11 protein-coding genes and 1 tRNA gene are annotated in these 16,652 nt (G+C 34.8%); 6 read left to right on the plus strand and 6 right to left on the minus strand.

Going from position 1 to position 16,652, the window contains the following annotated elements:
- Positions 1–19 precede the first annotated feature (19 nt).
- Both GJV77_RS02975 and GJV77_RS02980 read right to left on the minus strand, forming a co-directional pair.
- Entirely contained in the window at positions 20–709 is a 690-nt protein-coding gene (locus tag GJV77_RS02975) for an HAD family hydrolase (RefSeq protein ID WP_155034866.1), read from the minus strand.
- A 58-nt stretch (positions 710–767) separates the two neighbouring features.
- Positions 768–1,328 carry a Crp/Fnr family transcriptional regulator gene (locus GJV77_RS02980; protein WP_155034867.1) on the minus strand — a complete coding sequence of 187 codons (561 nt, stop codon included), beginning with the start codon at positions 1,326–1,328 and terminating at the stop codon, positions 768–770.
- 281 nt (positions 1,329–1,609) lie between these two features.
- On the opposite strand from GJV77_RS02980, the gene pafA reads away from it, so the two are divergent.
- Together pafA and GJV77_RS02990 are read left to right on the plus strand one after the other, a co-directional pair.
- Positions 1,610–3,262 carry an alkaline phosphatase PafA gene (pafA, locus tag GJV77_RS02985; protein WP_155034868.1) on the plus strand — a complete coding sequence of 551 codons (1,653 nt, stop codon included), beginning with the start codon at positions 1,610–1,612 and terminating at the stop codon, positions 3,260–3,262.
- Between the two features lie 133 nt (positions 3,263–3,395).
- Positions 3,396–6,320, plus strand: coding sequence for a M16 family metallopeptidase (locus GJV77_RS02990; protein ID WP_155034869.1), 2,925 nt, complete (start codon positions 3,396–3,398; stop codon positions 6,318–6,320).
- A gap of 72 nt (positions 6,321–6,392) precedes the next feature.
- On the opposite strand, the gene mfd is transcribed toward GJV77_RS02990, so the two are convergent.
- Positions 6,393–9,749, minus strand: a complete 3,357-nt coding sequence (gene mfd, locus GJV77_RS02995) for a transcription-repair coupling factor (protein ID WP_155034870.1) — start codon at positions 9,747–9,749, stop codon at positions 6,393–6,395.
- Between the two features lie 15 nt (positions 9,750–9,764).
- The gene (locus GJV77_RS03000) at positions 9,765–10,364 is read right to left on the minus strand and encodes a hypothetical protein (RefSeq protein ID WP_155034871.1); all 600 of its coding nucleotides are present in this window, start codon (positions 10,362–10,364) and stop codon (positions 9,765–9,767) included.
- 162 nt (positions 10,365–10,526) lie between these two features.
- Here GJV77_RS03000 and GJV77_RS03005 point away from each other — a divergent pair, with 162 nt between their 5' ends.
- The 4 genes from GJV77_RS03005 (at position 10,527) to GJV77_RS03020 (ending at position 13,947) form a co-directional block, all read left to right on the plus strand.
- Entirely contained in the window at positions 10,527–11,483 is a 957-nt protein-coding gene (locus tag GJV77_RS03005) for an NAD-dependent epimerase/dehydratase family protein (RefSeq protein WP_155034872.1), read from the plus strand.
- A gap of 335 nt (positions 11,484–11,818) precedes the next feature.
- A complete protein-coding gene (locus GJV77_RS03010; protein WP_155034873.1) occupies positions 11,819–13,111 on the plus strand; it encodes an aldehyde dehydrogenase family protein in 1,293 nt (430 codons plus the stop codon).
- A 49-nt stretch (positions 13,112–13,160) separates the two neighbouring features.
- Positions 13,161–13,802 carry a trimeric intracellular cation channel family protein gene (locus tag GJV77_RS03015; RefSeq protein ID WP_155034874.1) on the plus strand — a complete coding sequence of 214 codons (642 nt, stop codon included), beginning with the start codon at positions 13,161–13,163 and terminating at the stop codon, positions 13,800–13,802.
- A gap of 71 nt (positions 13,803–13,873) precedes the next feature.
- Positions 13,874–13,947: transfer RNA gene (locus GJV77_RS03020), tRNA-Asn, on the plus strand.
- Between the two features lie 809 nt (positions 13,948–14,756).
- Here GJV77_RS03020 and GJV77_RS03025 read toward each other — a convergent pair.
- Together GJV77_RS03025 and atpD are read right to left on the minus strand one after the other, a co-directional pair.
- Positions 14,757–15,038 (minus strand): F0F1 ATP synthase subunit epsilon, encoded by a 282-nt coding sequence (locus GJV77_RS03025; protein WP_155034875.1) that lies wholly within the window; start codon positions 15,036–15,038, stop codon positions 14,757–14,759.
- Positions 15,039–15,058: 20 nt separating this feature from the next.
- Positions 15,059–16,573: a F0F1 ATP synthase subunit beta gene (gene atpD / locus GJV77_RS03030; protein WP_155034876.1), complete on the minus strand. Its 1,515-nt coding sequence runs from the start codon at positions 16,571–16,573 to the stop codon at positions 15,059–15,061.
- Positions 16,574–16,652: the final 79 nt, after the last annotated feature.

Below are 16,652 nucleotides of genomic sequence, written 5' to 3' on the forward strand. Positions count from 1 at the left end.
TTTGGAGGCTTTTTGTTGTTTATAATAAGATATTTTTGACTTCTGAAAGTTTTTTGATCGTTTTGAAATTATTATGGATAATTGGGTGATCAACGTGTTCATGTAACCAAGTGGTATGAAAAGGCACATGCACGGCATGTCCTCCTAACTCTAAAACAGGTAACACATCAGACCTTAGGGAATTGCCAATCATAATAAATTCACTTGGATGAATATCTAGACGCTTAAGGAGTTTTTGATAGTCTATTTCCTCTTTGTCTGTCATTACTTCAATGTGGTGAAAATAAGAACCTAGTCCAGACTTGTGAAGTTTGCGGTGTTGATCTTTTAGATCTCCTTTTGTAGCGACTACAAGTTTGTACTTGGCTTGTAATTCTTCTAATATATTTTCAACATCATCGATTAGTTCAACTGGTTTTGTCAATAGTTCTTTTCCTAAATTTACAATTTTGCTGTAGATTGTTGGGTTGAGTGTGCCTTTAGAAATAATATTAGCAGATTCGATCATGGAAAGGGTAAAACCTTTAATTCCATAGCCATAGAGAGGTAAATTGTCGATCTGTGTTTTGAATAAGACTTGAGAAATACTTTGGTGCGTAAGATAGTCTTCAAGTAGAACACAGAAAGCTTTTTCAGCTTCATTAAAATAGGGTTCATTAACCCATAAGGTATCGTCAGCATCAAATGCAACTACTTTAATGTTCTTCATAGTAGATTAGTTTGCGTGTCATGCAAAGATAGGTGAAATTGTACCAAGGCAAGCCAATTTACTTTTCTTTTCGGATACGGCTTAGACTGACTTGTGTAATCCCAAGATAAGAGGCAATGTGTTTTAGTGGGACTCTTTGTAAGAGCGATGGTTGATTTTGTAAAAGCGTTAAATATCGTTCTTTAGCGGATAATACATCTCTCATGATCATGCGTCTTTCCACATTTAATAATTCTTTTTCGGCTAACTTTCTTCCCAAGTTAGCTAAGTGAATATCGGTTAGATAAAAATTAGTTAACTGGACAAAGTCAAGTTCATAAAGTTCGCAGTCAACTATGAGCTCGATACTTTCATAACTTTTTTTGTTTTCAACGTAATTCTGCATGGATAAGATAGTATCTCCTTCTTCTCCAAACCAGAAAGTACTCTCTCTTTGTTCACTTTGTGAAAATGCACGTACAACTCCTTTTTTGATGAAGTATAGTTTGTTTTCAATGCGGTCAGCATGTAGTAGAATATGTCCTTTTTGAAAATGTCTTTCTACTGCTATATCTTGTATCCGTTGAATCGAGGAAGGAGGTAGCAGATAGATAGTGTTGAGTATTTCTTTTAAGGTCATTTTGTGTAGAGTTATGCTTAGTAAAGATACTATTTTAGAAAGGACTGATTATGTAATCGAATCGTTTTTTGGATAAATAGTAGAGAAATCTGTTAGTCAAGTAGTAAAGAGGAGGGGTGCTGAGAAGCTTATTATATGCAAAGTTTTGAGTACAATGGATTTAAGGTGAGTTTATATTACTGTTAATATTTGTAATTTTAGGCAATGACTTTTTTTTTCAAAGAGTTACTTTAATAGATTTGTAACTCATAAATTACTTACAAGTAAAAAACACCTATAAAATGAATTTTAAATCAACTATGTATGCTGCTGTATGCTGCTTATTTTCAGTAGTAGCAATGGCAAATGAAACATTAGAAAAACCGAAATTAGTTGTCGGAGTTGTTGTAGATCAGATGAGATGGGATTATCTATATCGCTATTACGATCGTTACTCGGATGATGGGTTTAAACGTTTATTAAAAGAGGGATTCTCAAGTGAGAATAATTATATAGACTATGTTCCAACGTTTACGGCGATCGGACATAGTACTGTTTATACAGGAAGTGTACCAGCTATACACGGAATAGCAGGAAATGATTTTATTATTCAAGCTACAGGAGAGAGTATGTATTGTACACAAGATGATTCTGTAGTAGGAGTAGGTGGAGGAGAAGGAAAGATAGGAAAGCAATCTCCACGTAATTTATTGGTTTCTACTGTAACAGATCAGTTGAAATTAGCAACAAATTTTAGATCAAAAGTGATCGGTATTGCAATTAAGGATCGTGGAGGAATTTTACCAGCAGGGCATTTTGCTAATGCAGCCTATTGGTTAGATGGTAACACAGGAGATTGGATTACGAGTACTTACTATATGGAAGAATTGCCAAAATGGGTTAAGTCATTTAACAAGAAAGAGTTGGCAGATAAGTATTTTAAAGAGGGATGGAAAACATTGTATCCAATTAACAGTTACGTATTAAGTACGGCAGATGATAATGAATACGAACAGTCTTTTAAAGGAGAAGATAGACCAGTATTTCCTAGAAACTTGAAGAAACTAAAGAAAGACAATGGCTATGATTTAATTAAATCTACTCCATTTGGTAATAGCTTGACACTTGATTTTGCTAAAGAGGCTATTGCAAAAGAGTCATTAGGAGATAATGTTTATGGTGTTACTGACTTTTTAGCGGTTAGTTTGTCTTCCACAGATTATGTAGGACATCAATTTGCTATTAATTCTATAGAGATTGAAGACACTTATTTACGCTTAGATGCTGATATTGCGGATTTTTTAAACTATTTAGATGAGAAAGTAGGGAAGGGCAATTATACGTTTTTCTTTACAGCGGATCACGGTGCTGCTCACAACCCTAAGTTTATTTTAGACAACAAAGGAAAAGCTGGTTATTTTGATACGAAGGCAGTTAAGCAGTCTTTAAATGATAAATTGGCTAAGAAATTTAGACAAGAAGGATTAATTATCAGTTTGGCAAATTACCAAGTTCATTTAAACAATCCTTTAATTGAGAAAGAAGATTTAGAGGAAGAAGATATTTTAGAATACATTGTAAAAGAGTTGAAGAAAATAGATGGAGTTGCTTTTGTAACTGAAATGGACAAGGCAGGGACTTCAAGTATTCCTCACAAAATAAAAGAGCGTATAGTTAATGGATATAACATTAAGCGCAGTGGTGCGATTCAGTTTATCTTAGAGCCACAATGGTATAGTGGAAAAAAAGATGGAAAGGGGACGACACATGGTACTTGGGGATCATATGATGCACATATCCCTGCTATTTTTATGGGATGGGGTGTAAAGCCAGGTAAGACATTGAGAGAAACGCATATGACGGATATCGCGCCGACAATTGCAGAGATTCTAAAGATAGAAGTTCCAAATGGAAATATAGGAACACCCATTCACGAGGCAGTTGAAATAAAATAAAAAATTCTTTTAAAGGTTTGGAGAACGTCAGTATTGTGTAAATAATACTGACGTTTTTTTTGTATGTATTTGTTTTTTTATGTTGTCAAGTCAATTTTATTTATAGCTTTGATTGATCTACAATAATTATAATATGAAAAAAAGACTTTTAATTGTCGGTTTTATGTTGGCTATAAGTGCTACACTGCATGCTCAATATAAGACTATTACTAAAAAAGATGCTAATGGTTTCACTTATGAAATCGTTGAAAATGATCCATCAAAGGCGAGAGTTTATACTTTAGCAAATGGTTTAAAAGTATATTTAGCTCAAAATCACGATGAGCCACGTATCCAAACATATATACCGGTGCGTACAGGATCTAATAATGACCCTGAAGATAGTACTGGCTTAGCTCACTACTTAGAACATATGCTGTTTAAGGGAACATCAAATTTAGGTACTGTAAACTGGGAAGTAGAGAAGAAATTAATTAAACAAATTTCTGATTTGTATGAAGCACATAAAAAGGAGACAGATCCTGAGAAGAAGAAAGCTTTATATAAGAAAATAGATGAAATATCTAAGGAGGCGTCACAGTATGCAGTAGCAAACGAATATGATAAGTCAGTAGCTTCTATCGGAGCTTCAGGAACTAATGCGCATACATGGTTTGATGAAACGGTATATAAGAATGTGATTCCATCTAATGAGTTGGAGAAGTTCTTGATGATTGAGAAGGAAAGATTCTCAGAGCTTGTATTAAGGCTGTTTCACACCGAATTAGAGGCAGTATATGAGGAGTTCAATAGAGGTCAAGATAGTGATTATAGAGGTACTTATCAAAAGATGATGGAATTGTTGTTTCCTACAACAAACTACGGTATGCAAACTACGATCGGTACGTCAGACCATTTGAAGAATCCTTCAATGGAAGCAATACACAATTACTTCGATGAGTATTACGTACCGAATAATATAGCTGTTGTTTTGGTGGGTGACTTAGAATTTGATCCAACAATCCAGTTGGTAAATCAGTACTTTGGCTCGATGAAAAAAGGCGCTCAACCGAAAGAATATGTTGCAGTGGAACCTGCACTTACGAAAATACAAGTTGCAGAAGTATTCAGCCCACAGAGTGAGCGTGTAGAGATAGGATTCCGATTGGGAGGTGTTAAAACCGAAGATGCAACTTATTTATCATTGATCGATATGCTGCTAAGTAATGGACAGGCAGGATTAATCGATTTGGATGTAAATCAGAAGCAACGTGCATTATATGCAGGAAGTTCTCCAATGATCATGAAGGACTATTCAGTGCATAAATTTACAGGTATGCCGAATGAGGGGCAGTCATTAGATGAGGTAAGAGATATTTTGCTAGCGGAACTTGAGAAGATTAAAAAAGGAGAGTTTGACGAATGGTTATTAGACGCTGTGGTGAATGAGTTTAAAAAGAACTCTATGAAAGCATTAGAGAGTAATGATGCTATGGCAACTGAAATGTATGAAGCTTTTATTCATGGTAGAACATGGGAAGAAGCTGTTGCAGAAATTGATAAAATGGCCAAAATTACCAAGGCAGATGTTGTTAAGTTTGCAAATGAGAAGTACGGTGATAACTATGCGTTAGTGTATAAACGCCAAGGAGAGAATAAGGACTTAGTACGTGTTGAAAATCCTGGTATTACACCAATAGATTTGAATAGAGAGAGTGAGTCAACTTTCTATAAGGAATTAAATTCTGTAAAGGTTGCTGATATTCAGCCTGAGTTTGTTGATTTTGATAAGGCTATTAAGAAATCAAAAATAGGTAAACTTGGAGGTACTATGTACTTTATTGAAAATGTGACGAATGATTTGGCTACTGTAACCTACATAGCTAATGTTGGATCTGATCACGATAAGAAGTTAAGCTTAGCAATTGGGTATTTGGATTACTTAGGAACCAACAAATATTCAGCAGCTGATATTCGTAAAGAGTTTTATAAATTAGGAGTTGATTATTCATTCAGTGCTGATACAGAAAAGACTTATATTACACTTAGTGGTTTAAAAGAGAATATTCCTGCAGGAATATCTTTGCTAGAACACTTATTAACAGATGCTAAAGCAGATAAGGAAGCTTATGCAAACTTGGTTGATCAGATTTTAAAAAGCCGTTTTGATGCGAAGTCTAGTAAAGGAGGTATACAGAGCGCATTAAATAGTTATATTGTTTCAGGGGGTGAATTGTCTCGCTTTAAAGATATTTTAAGTGAAGAAGAATTGAAAGGAATTAACCCTGAAGAGTTAGTGAAATTAGTTCATTCATTCAGTGATTATAACCAAGATGTATTCTACTATGGTAATGACTTAACGACAACTAAAAAGGCAATAGAGAAGCATCATAATTTAGGAAAGAATAAAGTAGCTCCAGAGAAAAGAGTTTATGCAGAACCAGTAACTACAGGTAACGTTTACTTTGCTCCATATGATATGGTACAAGCTGAAATTTCTTATAGAGGAAGAGAAATGAAGTTTGACAAAGATTTATTAGCAACGAGTAGTGTGTTCAATAATTATTTTGGTGCAGGAATGGCATCTGTAGTATTTCAAGAAATACGCGAGTCTAAGTCATTAGCTTATTCTGCTTATGCATATTATAAGAACGCTGGTAAAGCGGATCGCTATAACTATGTAATGGCCTATGTAGGAACACAAGCTAATAAGTTGACACAAGCAGTCGATGCTATGATGGAGTTAATGAATAAAATGCCAGAAGCTGAAGGACAATTTGTAAATGCCAAAAATTCGGTATTAAAGAATATCGCTACACAGCGTTATACAAAAGCACAAATATTCTACTACTGGTTGTCATTACAAGAAAAAGGTATTGACTATGATATCAATAAAGATATGTATAAACAGATTCAGGAAATGGAGATGAAGGACTTAGTAGAGTTCTTTAATAAACACGTAAAAGGAAAAACATTTAATGTAGGACTTTTAGGTAAAAAGGAGAACTTAGACTGGAAATCTGTTAAGAAATATGGAGAAGTTAAAGAGTTAACGTTAGAAGACTTATTTGGTTACTAGTAATAGCTAATTGTCAAATAATAAGGGCTGTCTCACTTTGAAACAGCCCTTATTTTTGTTGTATATAACTGACTATTCGTTTAATAGTTCAATGTATTCAAGCCCTTGTTTGATAGATCTGACACTGTTAAAAGTTAGCAACAAACGCAATCCCGTTTTTGTTTGTTTCTCCTTCATTGTACAGATATTTGCACGTTGTTGAACGAAAAGCAATACTTTTCTAAACTTAGCTGATTGATAGAATTTTGATTGTTGATCGCCAATGAAGTAGCAGATCATCTTTCCTTGTTTCATGACTATTTTTTCTATTCCCATATTAATAGCGTATCGCTTTATGCGTAAACTATTATGCAGAGATACGGCCTGTCTTGGGAGTGCACCGAAACGGTCTATGAGGCGCTGTTCATACGCAATTAAAGTATCTTCAGTAGTGATTGTACTTAATTCGTTATACAGGTTAAGACGTTCAGTAATATTATTGATGTATTCATCCGGATAAAGAATTTCAAAGTCTGTATCAATTTGAACATCTTTTACAAATGTTTTGTCCTCTTCATTAGTTTCGTCTGTATATAAGTCTTTGAATTCATTTTCTTTTAGCTCTTCAATAGCTTCTTGCATGATTTTTTGATAGGTTTCAAAGCCAATTTCATTAATGAATCCGCTTTGCTCACCGCCAAGAATATCGCCTGCTCCTCTAATTTCTAAGTCTTTCATAGCAATATTGAATCCGCTTCCTAAATCACTGAATTGCTCCAAGGCTTGGATACGTTTTCGAGCTTCTTCTGTCATTGCAGAGTAGGGTGGGCAGATAAAGTAGCAGAAAGCTTTTTTATTGCTTCGTCCAACACGACCACGCATTTGATGTAGATCTGAAAGACCAAAGTTATTTGCATTGTTGATTAGAATTGTATTAGCATTTGGAACATCAAGCCCACTTTCGATAATTGTAGTTGCCACTAATACATCGAATTCACCATCCATAAATGCAAGCATAAGTTCTTCTAATTTCTTACCTTCCATTTGTCCATGACCTATACCTACTTTTGCATCAGGCACTAGGCGCTGGATCATACCAGCTACTTCTTTAATATTTTCAATGCGATTATTGATAAAATAGACTTGCCCACCTCTTTCTAGCTCATAAGAAATAGCATCTCTAATTATCTCTTCATTAAAGCCCACTACATTACTTTCAATAGGATATCTGTTGGGTGGAGGGGTATTAATAACGGATAAGTCTCTTGCTGCCATGAGAGAGAATTGTAGGGTACGTGGTATGGGTGTAGCAGTTAATGTTAGTGTATCTACATTTTCTGAAATAGTTTTTAACTTATCTTTTACAGCTACTCCAAACTTTTGTTCTTCGTCTATAATAAGAAGTCCTAGATTCTTGAATACAACGTTTTTATTGACTAATTGATGTGTACCAATGATGATATCTATTTTTCCTTCTGCTAGGTCTTTTAGAATTTCACTTTTTTGTTTAGCTGTTCTAAATCGGTTGATATAACTAATGCGAACAGGCATGTCTTTTAAGCGTTCTGTGAATGTTTTGAAATGTTGAAAAGCAAGAATAGTTGTAGGTACAAGAATTGCTACTTGCTTACCATTTTCAACCATTTTAAAGGCTGCACGGATGGCAACTTCAGTTTTACCAAAGCCTACATCTCCACACACCAAACGATCCATTGGACGTTCGCTTTCCATGTCTGCTTTTATTTCCTGTGTAGCTTTGAATTGATCAGGTGTGTCTTCATAGATAAATGAACTTTCTAGCTCGTGCTGGAGGTAACTATCTGGTGAACATTGAAATCCCTTTTTTAGTTTTCGTTTCGCGTACAGTTGAATAAGATTGAAGGCAATGTGTTTAACCCTTGCTTTGGTTTTGTTTTTTAAATTTTTCCATGCATTAGAGCCAAGTTTGTGGATTTTTGGTACGATACCATCTTTACCATTGTATTTGGCTATTTTATGTAAGGAATGGATGCTTACATAGACAATGTCATTATCAGCATAAACCAACTTGATTGTCTCTTGTGTTTTCCCTTCTACTTGTATTTTTTGTAATCCCCCAAACTTACCGATTCCGTGATCAATATGTGTTACATAATCACCAACAGATAAGGAGTTTATCTCTTTAAGTGTTATAGTTTGTTTTTTTGTATATCCGTTTTTAAGGTTGAATTTGTGATATCGCTCAAATATCTGGTGATCGGTATAGCAAGCTATTTGATTTTCTTCATCGATAAAACCTTCAAAGATTGGCTGTACGATTGTTTTATAGGACTGTACAGCTATTTGTTCTGGTGAATCTTTTAGAGAATTAAATATTTCTTTGAATCGCTTTGCTTGATTTTCGTTAGCACAGAACAAATAGTTTGTAATACCATTTTCAGTATTGTCATTGAGGTTGCGTACTAATAGGTCGAACTGCTTATTGAATGATGGTTGAGGTTTAGTGTGAAATTCATATGTGTTATTGACCTCAATTAATTTAGAGTCATCTAATTCTATGTAATTTAAGAGCGCTATTTTATCTAAAAACAGTGTGCTATTTACAAACATGTTTTCTGGTGACTTATGCGCTAAGTCCTTGTTTAGCTTTTCGAATATTACTGTTGCTTTGTCAAACAAACGATCTAATTGGTCTACAATTAATGCTGTGTTTTGAGCGATTATAACGGTCTTTTCGGAGATATAATCAAAGAAACTCTCCCTTGTCTCTGTAGAGAATTTGTTTTCAACATTTGGTATAATCGTGATTTTCTTTTTTTTCTCAATAGATAATTGAGTTTCAATATCAAAGGTACGTATACTGTCGATTTCGTTTCCAAAGAATTCTATTCGGTAAGGTTCATCATTTGAAAAAGAGAATACATCTACAATACCTCCTCGAACAGAAAACTCTCCTGGCTCAGAAACAAAGTCTACACGTTTAAAGTTGTACTCAAATAAAGTTTCATTGATGAAGTCTATGTCGTATTGATCGCCTACATTAACCTTTAACGTGTTTTTCTCTAGTACTTTTTTAGTAACCACTTTTTCGAAAAGTGCTTCGGGATATGTAACTATTATTGCTGGTTTTTTTCTCGAGCTAATACGATTTAACACTTCAGCTCTAAGTAGAATGTTTGCATTATCAGTTTCTTCTATCTGATACGGACGCTTATAAGAACCTGGATAGAAAAGTACATCTTGTTTGTTTAATAACGCTTCCAAATCGTTTAGATAATAAGCGGCTTCTTCTTTATCATTGAAGATTAGAAGATAGGGAATGTTTGTTTGCGAGAATAAACTAGCAATTTGAAAGGAGATAGATGAACCTACTAATCCTTTCATATGTATCTTTCTGCCATTCAACCCTTCTAGTTCTTTTATCAATTGAAGAGTGGTTGATGTATTGTTATAAAGTTGTTTGATATCCATGCTATTGCTCCTCTATTAATTTCCTGATTGCTCTTCAGGGTTTGCTCTTCTTTCGTCATTTAACAGTTCTAACATTTCTTCTTCACCTATTTCCAATGGGACTTTGGCTACTTCTAGGTTTTTTTCCATCTGCTTTGTTAGAATAGCTAGGTCTTTGTTTACTTGTTTCATCTGCGCGTCAACTTTTGCGATGTCTATAGGGTCTAGATTAAGAAACATATTTAGATTCTTAACTGAGTTAAAAAACACAGTCATTCTTGCTTTGACATCTCTTTCATCAAGCGCTTTAGGATATTTGATAAAGGTAATTGACTGAACTTTATTCTCTAATTGGCTTATTTTCTTTTGGTAGGCATCAATTGATGTAGTCGGTTTTAGCACGGCTTCTTTTTGAAACTCTTGCCAAGCATTCCACTCTTTTAATAGATTAGTAAGTTCTGGAGTTGTCTTTGGAAATTCTATTTTCCAATTTGTTTCAAGATAGTTGAATACACTGTCTTGATGTTGCATATATCGTTCACGTTGTGCTTGCTGTAATTGTTTGTCATCATTACACGAGGTAAGTACCCCAACTAACAAAATGATATTTAATAAAAAGAATAATGTTTTTTTCATCTTTGTACGAATAAGGCTCAAATTTACAAAGTTATCAGTATATTTATAGTAGTACTGTGTTATATTGTTATAATAGTTATAAACTGAATCGTATTAGGTGTATTTGCATTGATTTCTTTCTATAGTTCCTTTATATTTGTGCCTTATTTTAATTTCAACAAAATGGGAACCAAAATTCTTATCATCGGTGCTTGTGGACAAATAGGTTCAGAGCTTACACTAAAATTAAGAGGTATTTATGGTAATGATAATGTCATTGCTTCTGATATCCGCGAAGGGAATTCGAATCTTATGGAATCCGGACCTTTCGAAACTGTGAATGCTATGGATTTTGATCAAGTCTCCAGTGTAGTTGAAAAACATCAAATTGACGAAGTTTATTTGATGGCAGCTTTGTTGTCTGCAACAGCTGAGAAGAATCCCGCTTTTGCTTGGGAATTAAACATGAATTCATTGTTTCACGTTTTAAACTTAGCAAAAGAAGGTAAGATTAAGAAAATCTTTTGGCCGTCGTCGATTGCTGTGTTTGGACCGACAACTCCTCGTTTTAACACGCCTCAATATACTGTGATGGAGCCAAGTACTGTATATGGAATCTCTAAACAAGCTGGAGAGCGTTGGTGTGAATATTACTACAATAAGTACGGAGTTGACGTGAGAAGTATACGTTATCCAGGTTTGATTTCTTGGACTACTCCTCCAGGTGGTGGTACTACGGATTATGCTGTAGATATTTTTTATAAAGCTATTGAAGATAAACACTATAACTGTTTCTTGTCTGAACAGTCAGCTCTTCCGATGATGTATATGGACGATGCTTTGAATGCTACTGTGGGAATTATGCAAGCAGAGAAAGAAGATGTGAAGATCCGTTCATCTTATAATTTAGGTGGTATTTCTTTTACACCTGAAGAATTATATGCTGAGATCACAAAGCATATTCCGGATTTTACCATAGAATATGCACCGGACTTTAGACAGGCCATTGCTGATAGTTGGCCAGCTAGTATTGATGACTCAGCTGCTCAGAAAGATTGGAGTTGGAATCATAAGTATGATTTAGAAGCAATGACAACTGTAATGCTAGAGAATCTAAGTAAAGTCTTACAAACAAAATAAAATGAATGACGCCAGTATTTTTACTGGCGTCATTTTATTTTTTAAGCTTATTAAATACTAGTTTGTACAATGGTACAATAATAATGATTAGTGCAATTAGAAAGCAGACTGTACTCAAGCTTTCATTAAAAGTACCTTGTGCTTTCATGATAAGTGTTATTGCAAAAATTATTAATCCAAGTAATAATAGTTTTATATTGTTGTTCATTTTGTATAATTTGTCCAAAGATAGGCATTTAGTCAAAATATCATGACTTGATCGCTTAATTCATTATTTAGTAATTTAGTAATTAATGTGTTAAGGTGAGAAGTTGTTCATAGCAAAATAGTTTATTATGAAAAAAGAGATTATCGAAATTGTTGCCTGTGCGGAGCATTCTTTTCTTTCTTGGAAGAAAGTTTCAATTGAAGAACGCATAGCTTATTTAACTCAACTGAAGGTTAATTTATTAGCCAATAAGGAAGTATTCGGTCGATTAATGACTGAGGATATGAATAAACCTTTAGCGCAGGCTATTGGAGAGGTGGAGAAGTGTGGAAGGTTGATTGATTATTACATTGCTGAAGGGAGTCGTATTTTAAAGGGGCGTACTATACAAACGGATTGGTCTGAAGTATATACCGTGAATGAGCCGCTGGGGGTTATTTTAGGTGTTATGCCTTGGAATTTTCCTTTTTGGCAGGTTTTTAGATTTGCAGTTCCTACACTTTTAGCAGGCAATACTGTTATTGTAAAACATGCTAGTAATGTGCCTCAATGTGCTGAAGCTTTGGAACGTTGTTTTCACGTGGAAGGCTTTAGTCAAGTTTATTTTAATGCTATTCTTCCAGGGAGTGAGGTAGATGCATTAATTGAGTTAGACAGTATTAAGGGAGTATCACTTACAGGAAGTGAAAAAGCGGGAAGTGCTGTAGGGAGAAAAGCAGGAGAGTATATCAAACCGGTTGTACTCGAATTAGGAGGAAGTAATGCTTTTATTATTTGTGCGGATGCCGATTTAGAGCAGGTCGTTCCGTTAGCTGTCAATGCGCGTTTCCAAAATACTGGGCAAAGTTGTATAGCAGGAAAACGTATTTTAGTGCATCAATCGCTTAAAGAGGAATTTATTCGTCGTTTTGAGAAAGAAACTAAACGACTAGTTAGGGGGGATTTATTTGATTCATCGACAACTATTGGATTAATGGCTAGGGAAGATTTAGCAATTGAATTAGAGGACATCATGAAGGACTCTATTGCTCAAGGAGCAACGTTAGCTTTTGGAGGAGAGCGTGAGGGTTGTTGGTTTTCACCTACATTATTATGTGACGTGACCGATGATATGCGCGCTTTTAAGGAAGAAACTTTTGGACCTTTAGCCGTAGTAGTGACTTTCGATACATTTGAAGAAGCAATATCTTTAAGCAATGACTCACGTTTTGGATTGGGTGTTTCCTTGTTTAGTAAAGATGTAGCCTTTTTAAAAACGCAAGTGTGTAATTTTAATGAAGGAGCTGTTTTTATCAATGAAATGGTAATCTCTGATCCAAGAGTTCCTTTTGGGGGTAATAAGTTCTCTGGAATAGGTAGAGAGATGTCAGATGAAGGGTTATTGTCTTTTGTGAATAAGAAATCTGTAGTCATTAAATAATCATTTAGCTAAAATTGTTAATTTTGATTATAGTCTTAATGTTTTAGTTATGTTAGATTCTTTTTTAGAGTTTTATAATAAGATATACTTTGTCGATATTATTGAGTTCTGTGGAACTTTTGCTTTTGCAATATCTGGTGTGCGTCTAGCCTCAGCGAAAAGTGTAGATTGGTTTGGAGCTTATGTGATTGGTTTTGTCACAGCTACAGGTGGTGGTACTTTAAGGGATCTGTTGCTTAATACGACTCCTTTCTGGTTGCTATCTAGTGTATATGCATGGTGTACTATTTTGGCGCTGTTAGCTGTGATTTTATTTCGAAAGCAATTGGTTCGACTCAATAGTACCTTTTTATGGTTTGATAGTATAGGTTTAGGATTGTTCGTCGTTGTAGGTACAGAAAAGGCAATTTCTTTTGGTTATCCTTTTTGGGTAGTCGTTATTCTAGCAACTATAACTGGTACGGTGGGTAGTATTATCCGCGATATTATGATTAATGAAATTCCAGCGATGTTTAGACAAGAATGGTATGCATTAGTGTGTATTTTTGGAGTAATTATTTACTATGGTTTGAGTGCATTAAATGTTTCTGAAGCATTTGTTCAGATTATTACAGCAGCTTCTGTTTTTGTAATTCGCTTATTGGCAACACGTTATAAATTGGGCTTACCGACGTTGAAAGATGAGAGCTAAAAATGTAAATTTTTTATTTGCAAGTAAGAAAAAACGTTATATATTTGCATCGCAATAAAGGTAACACACCTTCCTCCTTAGCTCAGTTGGTTAGAGCATCTGACTGTTAATCAGAGGGTCCTTGGTTCGAGCCCAAGAGGGGGAGCAACAAGCCAGACAGAAATGTCTGGCTTTTTTTATGGCTTTTTCCTAGATATTTTTCCGTTTAGTTTGGATGCAACTGATATAATTTAGAGGTGGTCGGGATATTTTGACCTAAAATATCCCGACCACCTCTCGATCACATTTCGACCAAGTAGAAGCAATAGAAGGTTTCACTTGAATTTTGTGAGCTTTCCAAAAAGTTAAATTAATGAGTGAGGTAGAATTGCTCTGTATTGCTAGAAGTTATTTGCTAGCTTTATTTGATTAAGTACCTAAGTAGGACTATATAGTTATAGTTGAGTAGCAAGTAGTCGCTTTGGCTAATTATAAAATTTAATAGCGCAATTATAAAAAGCTACATTCTGTACTTTAATAAATGTTAGCTATTAAATTTAGCGTCATTATAGGAGCTTTTTTTTATCTTAGATAAAGAAATGAATTTTTGGGTAATAATACCTTTAAACGTCTTTAAAACAATTTAGAAAGGTTATTGATGTGTTGTTTCGATTATACTTTGTCAGATATGTTTATTTAGTTAATCAAAAAACGCTCTTAATCGTAAGGTTTAGTAGAGGTGTTGATTTGATAAGAAGATAATGCTTTATCGAGATTTACTCGCTTCGTTGTTAGATAGTGTCTCTATGTGTTGCATGTTTGTGATAGGTTGTTTTTAAATAATCGATTAGAACGATAGATGGATGGTGTTATTTGTATTGGGGTTAAAGGTGTGAGAAAATGTAAAAATTAGAATAAAACAAAAAGCCGATTCAACTTGTTGAATCGGCTTTTTTATTTTGAAAACTAACAATATTAGTTAGCTAAGATTATAACCTTGTTGTCACTTAGTTCAATCGTTCCTAGATTAATAGGTAAATGATAGGTATCATTACTAATCTTTTGGAATTTAGAAATAAATGCATCTTCAATAGAAATGTTAGACCCTGTAAACTTTACTTCACCTTTTGTTAGAATTGAAACAATAGGTGCGTGGTTATTTAACATTTGAAACTCTCCTTGAACTCCTGGAACTGATACAGAAGTAACTTCTCCAGAGAATAACGTAGCTTCAGGTGATACTATTTCTAACTTCATAATGATTAATTTTTAAGTGATTATTTAATTTCAGCAAGCATCTTCTCTCCAGCTTCGATAGCTTCTTGGATAGATCCTTTTAAGTTGAATGCTGCTTCTGGTAAATGATCTAATTCACCATCAATAATCATATTAAATCCTTTGATTGTATCTTTAATATCAACTAGTACTCCAGGGATACCTGTAAATTGCTCAGCAACGTGGAATGGTTGAGATAAGAAACGTTGAACACGACGAGCTCTGTGTACAGCTAACTTATCCTCTTCTGATAACTCTTCCATACCTAAGATAGCAATGATATCTTGAAGTTGTTTATATTTTTGAAGGATTTCTTTTACTCTTTGTGCACATGCATAGTGCTCTTTACCTAAAATTTCTGGTGTTAGGATACGAGAAGTTGAGTCTAATGGGTCTACTGCAGGGTAAATACCTAACTCAGCAATTTTACGAGATAATACAGTTGTTGCATCTAAGTGAGCAAACGTTGTTGCTGGTGCCGGGTCAGTTAAGTCATCTGCAGGAACGTAAACTGCTTGTACAGATGTAATAGATCCTTTTTTAGTAGATGTAATACGCTCTTGCATTGCTCCCATCTCAGTAGCTAATGTAGGTTGGTATCCTACTGCAGAAGGCATACGTCCTAATAAAGCTGATACCTCAGAACCTGCTTGTGTAAAACGGAAGATGTTGTCAACGAAGAAAAGTACGTCTTTTCCTTGGTCATCTCCAGCTCCATCACGGAAGAACTCAGCGATTGTTAATCCTGATAATGCAACACGTGCACGTGCTCCTGGTGGCTCATTCATCTGACCGAATACGAAAGTAGCTTTCGAGTCTTGCATTCCTGGTTTGTCTACTTTTGATAGATCCCATCCTCCATTTTCCATAGAGTGCATGAAGTCATCACCATATTTGATAATACCTGATTCTAACATCTCACGTAGTAAGTCGTTACCCTCACGAGTACGCTCTCCAACTCCAGCAAATACTGAAAGTCCTCCGTGTCCTTTAGCGATATTATTAATTAATTCTTGAATTAATACTGTTTTACCAACTCCAGCTCCACCGAATAATCCAATTTTCCCCCCTTTTGAATAAGGCTCAATTAAGTCGATTACTTTAATTCCAGTGAATAATACTTCTGTAGATGTTGATAAATCTTCGAATTTTGGAGCAGGACGGTGGATAGGTAAACCATTTGTACCATCTTTTGGTAGGTTTCCAAGACCATCAATAGCGTCTCCAACTACATTAAACAATCTACCAAATACCTCTTTACCAACGGGAACTTGGATAGGAGATCCCATAGCGATCACTTCGTAACCTCTACTTAATCCGTCTGTTGAGTCCATTGAAATTGTACGAACTGTATCTTCTCCAATGTGTGATTGTACTTCAAGTACTAATTTAGAACCATCTGGTTTAGTGATTTCTAATGAATCATAAATTCTTGGAAGTTCGGCATTCTCAGTGTTGAAAACTACATCAACTACTGGTCCGATAACTTGCGCAACTTTTCCTGTAACTTTAGACATTGCTTATGTATTTATTTAACAGCTATTTACGTTTATTGAAAAATTCTAGTTTTTCAGAGTGCAAAGATAGTTTTTTTCT

The organism is Myroides pelagicus, from assembly GCF_009711055.1.
GTDB lineage: Bacteria > Bacteroidota > Bacteroidia > Flavobacteriales > Flavobacteriaceae > Flavobacterium > Flavobacterium pelagicum.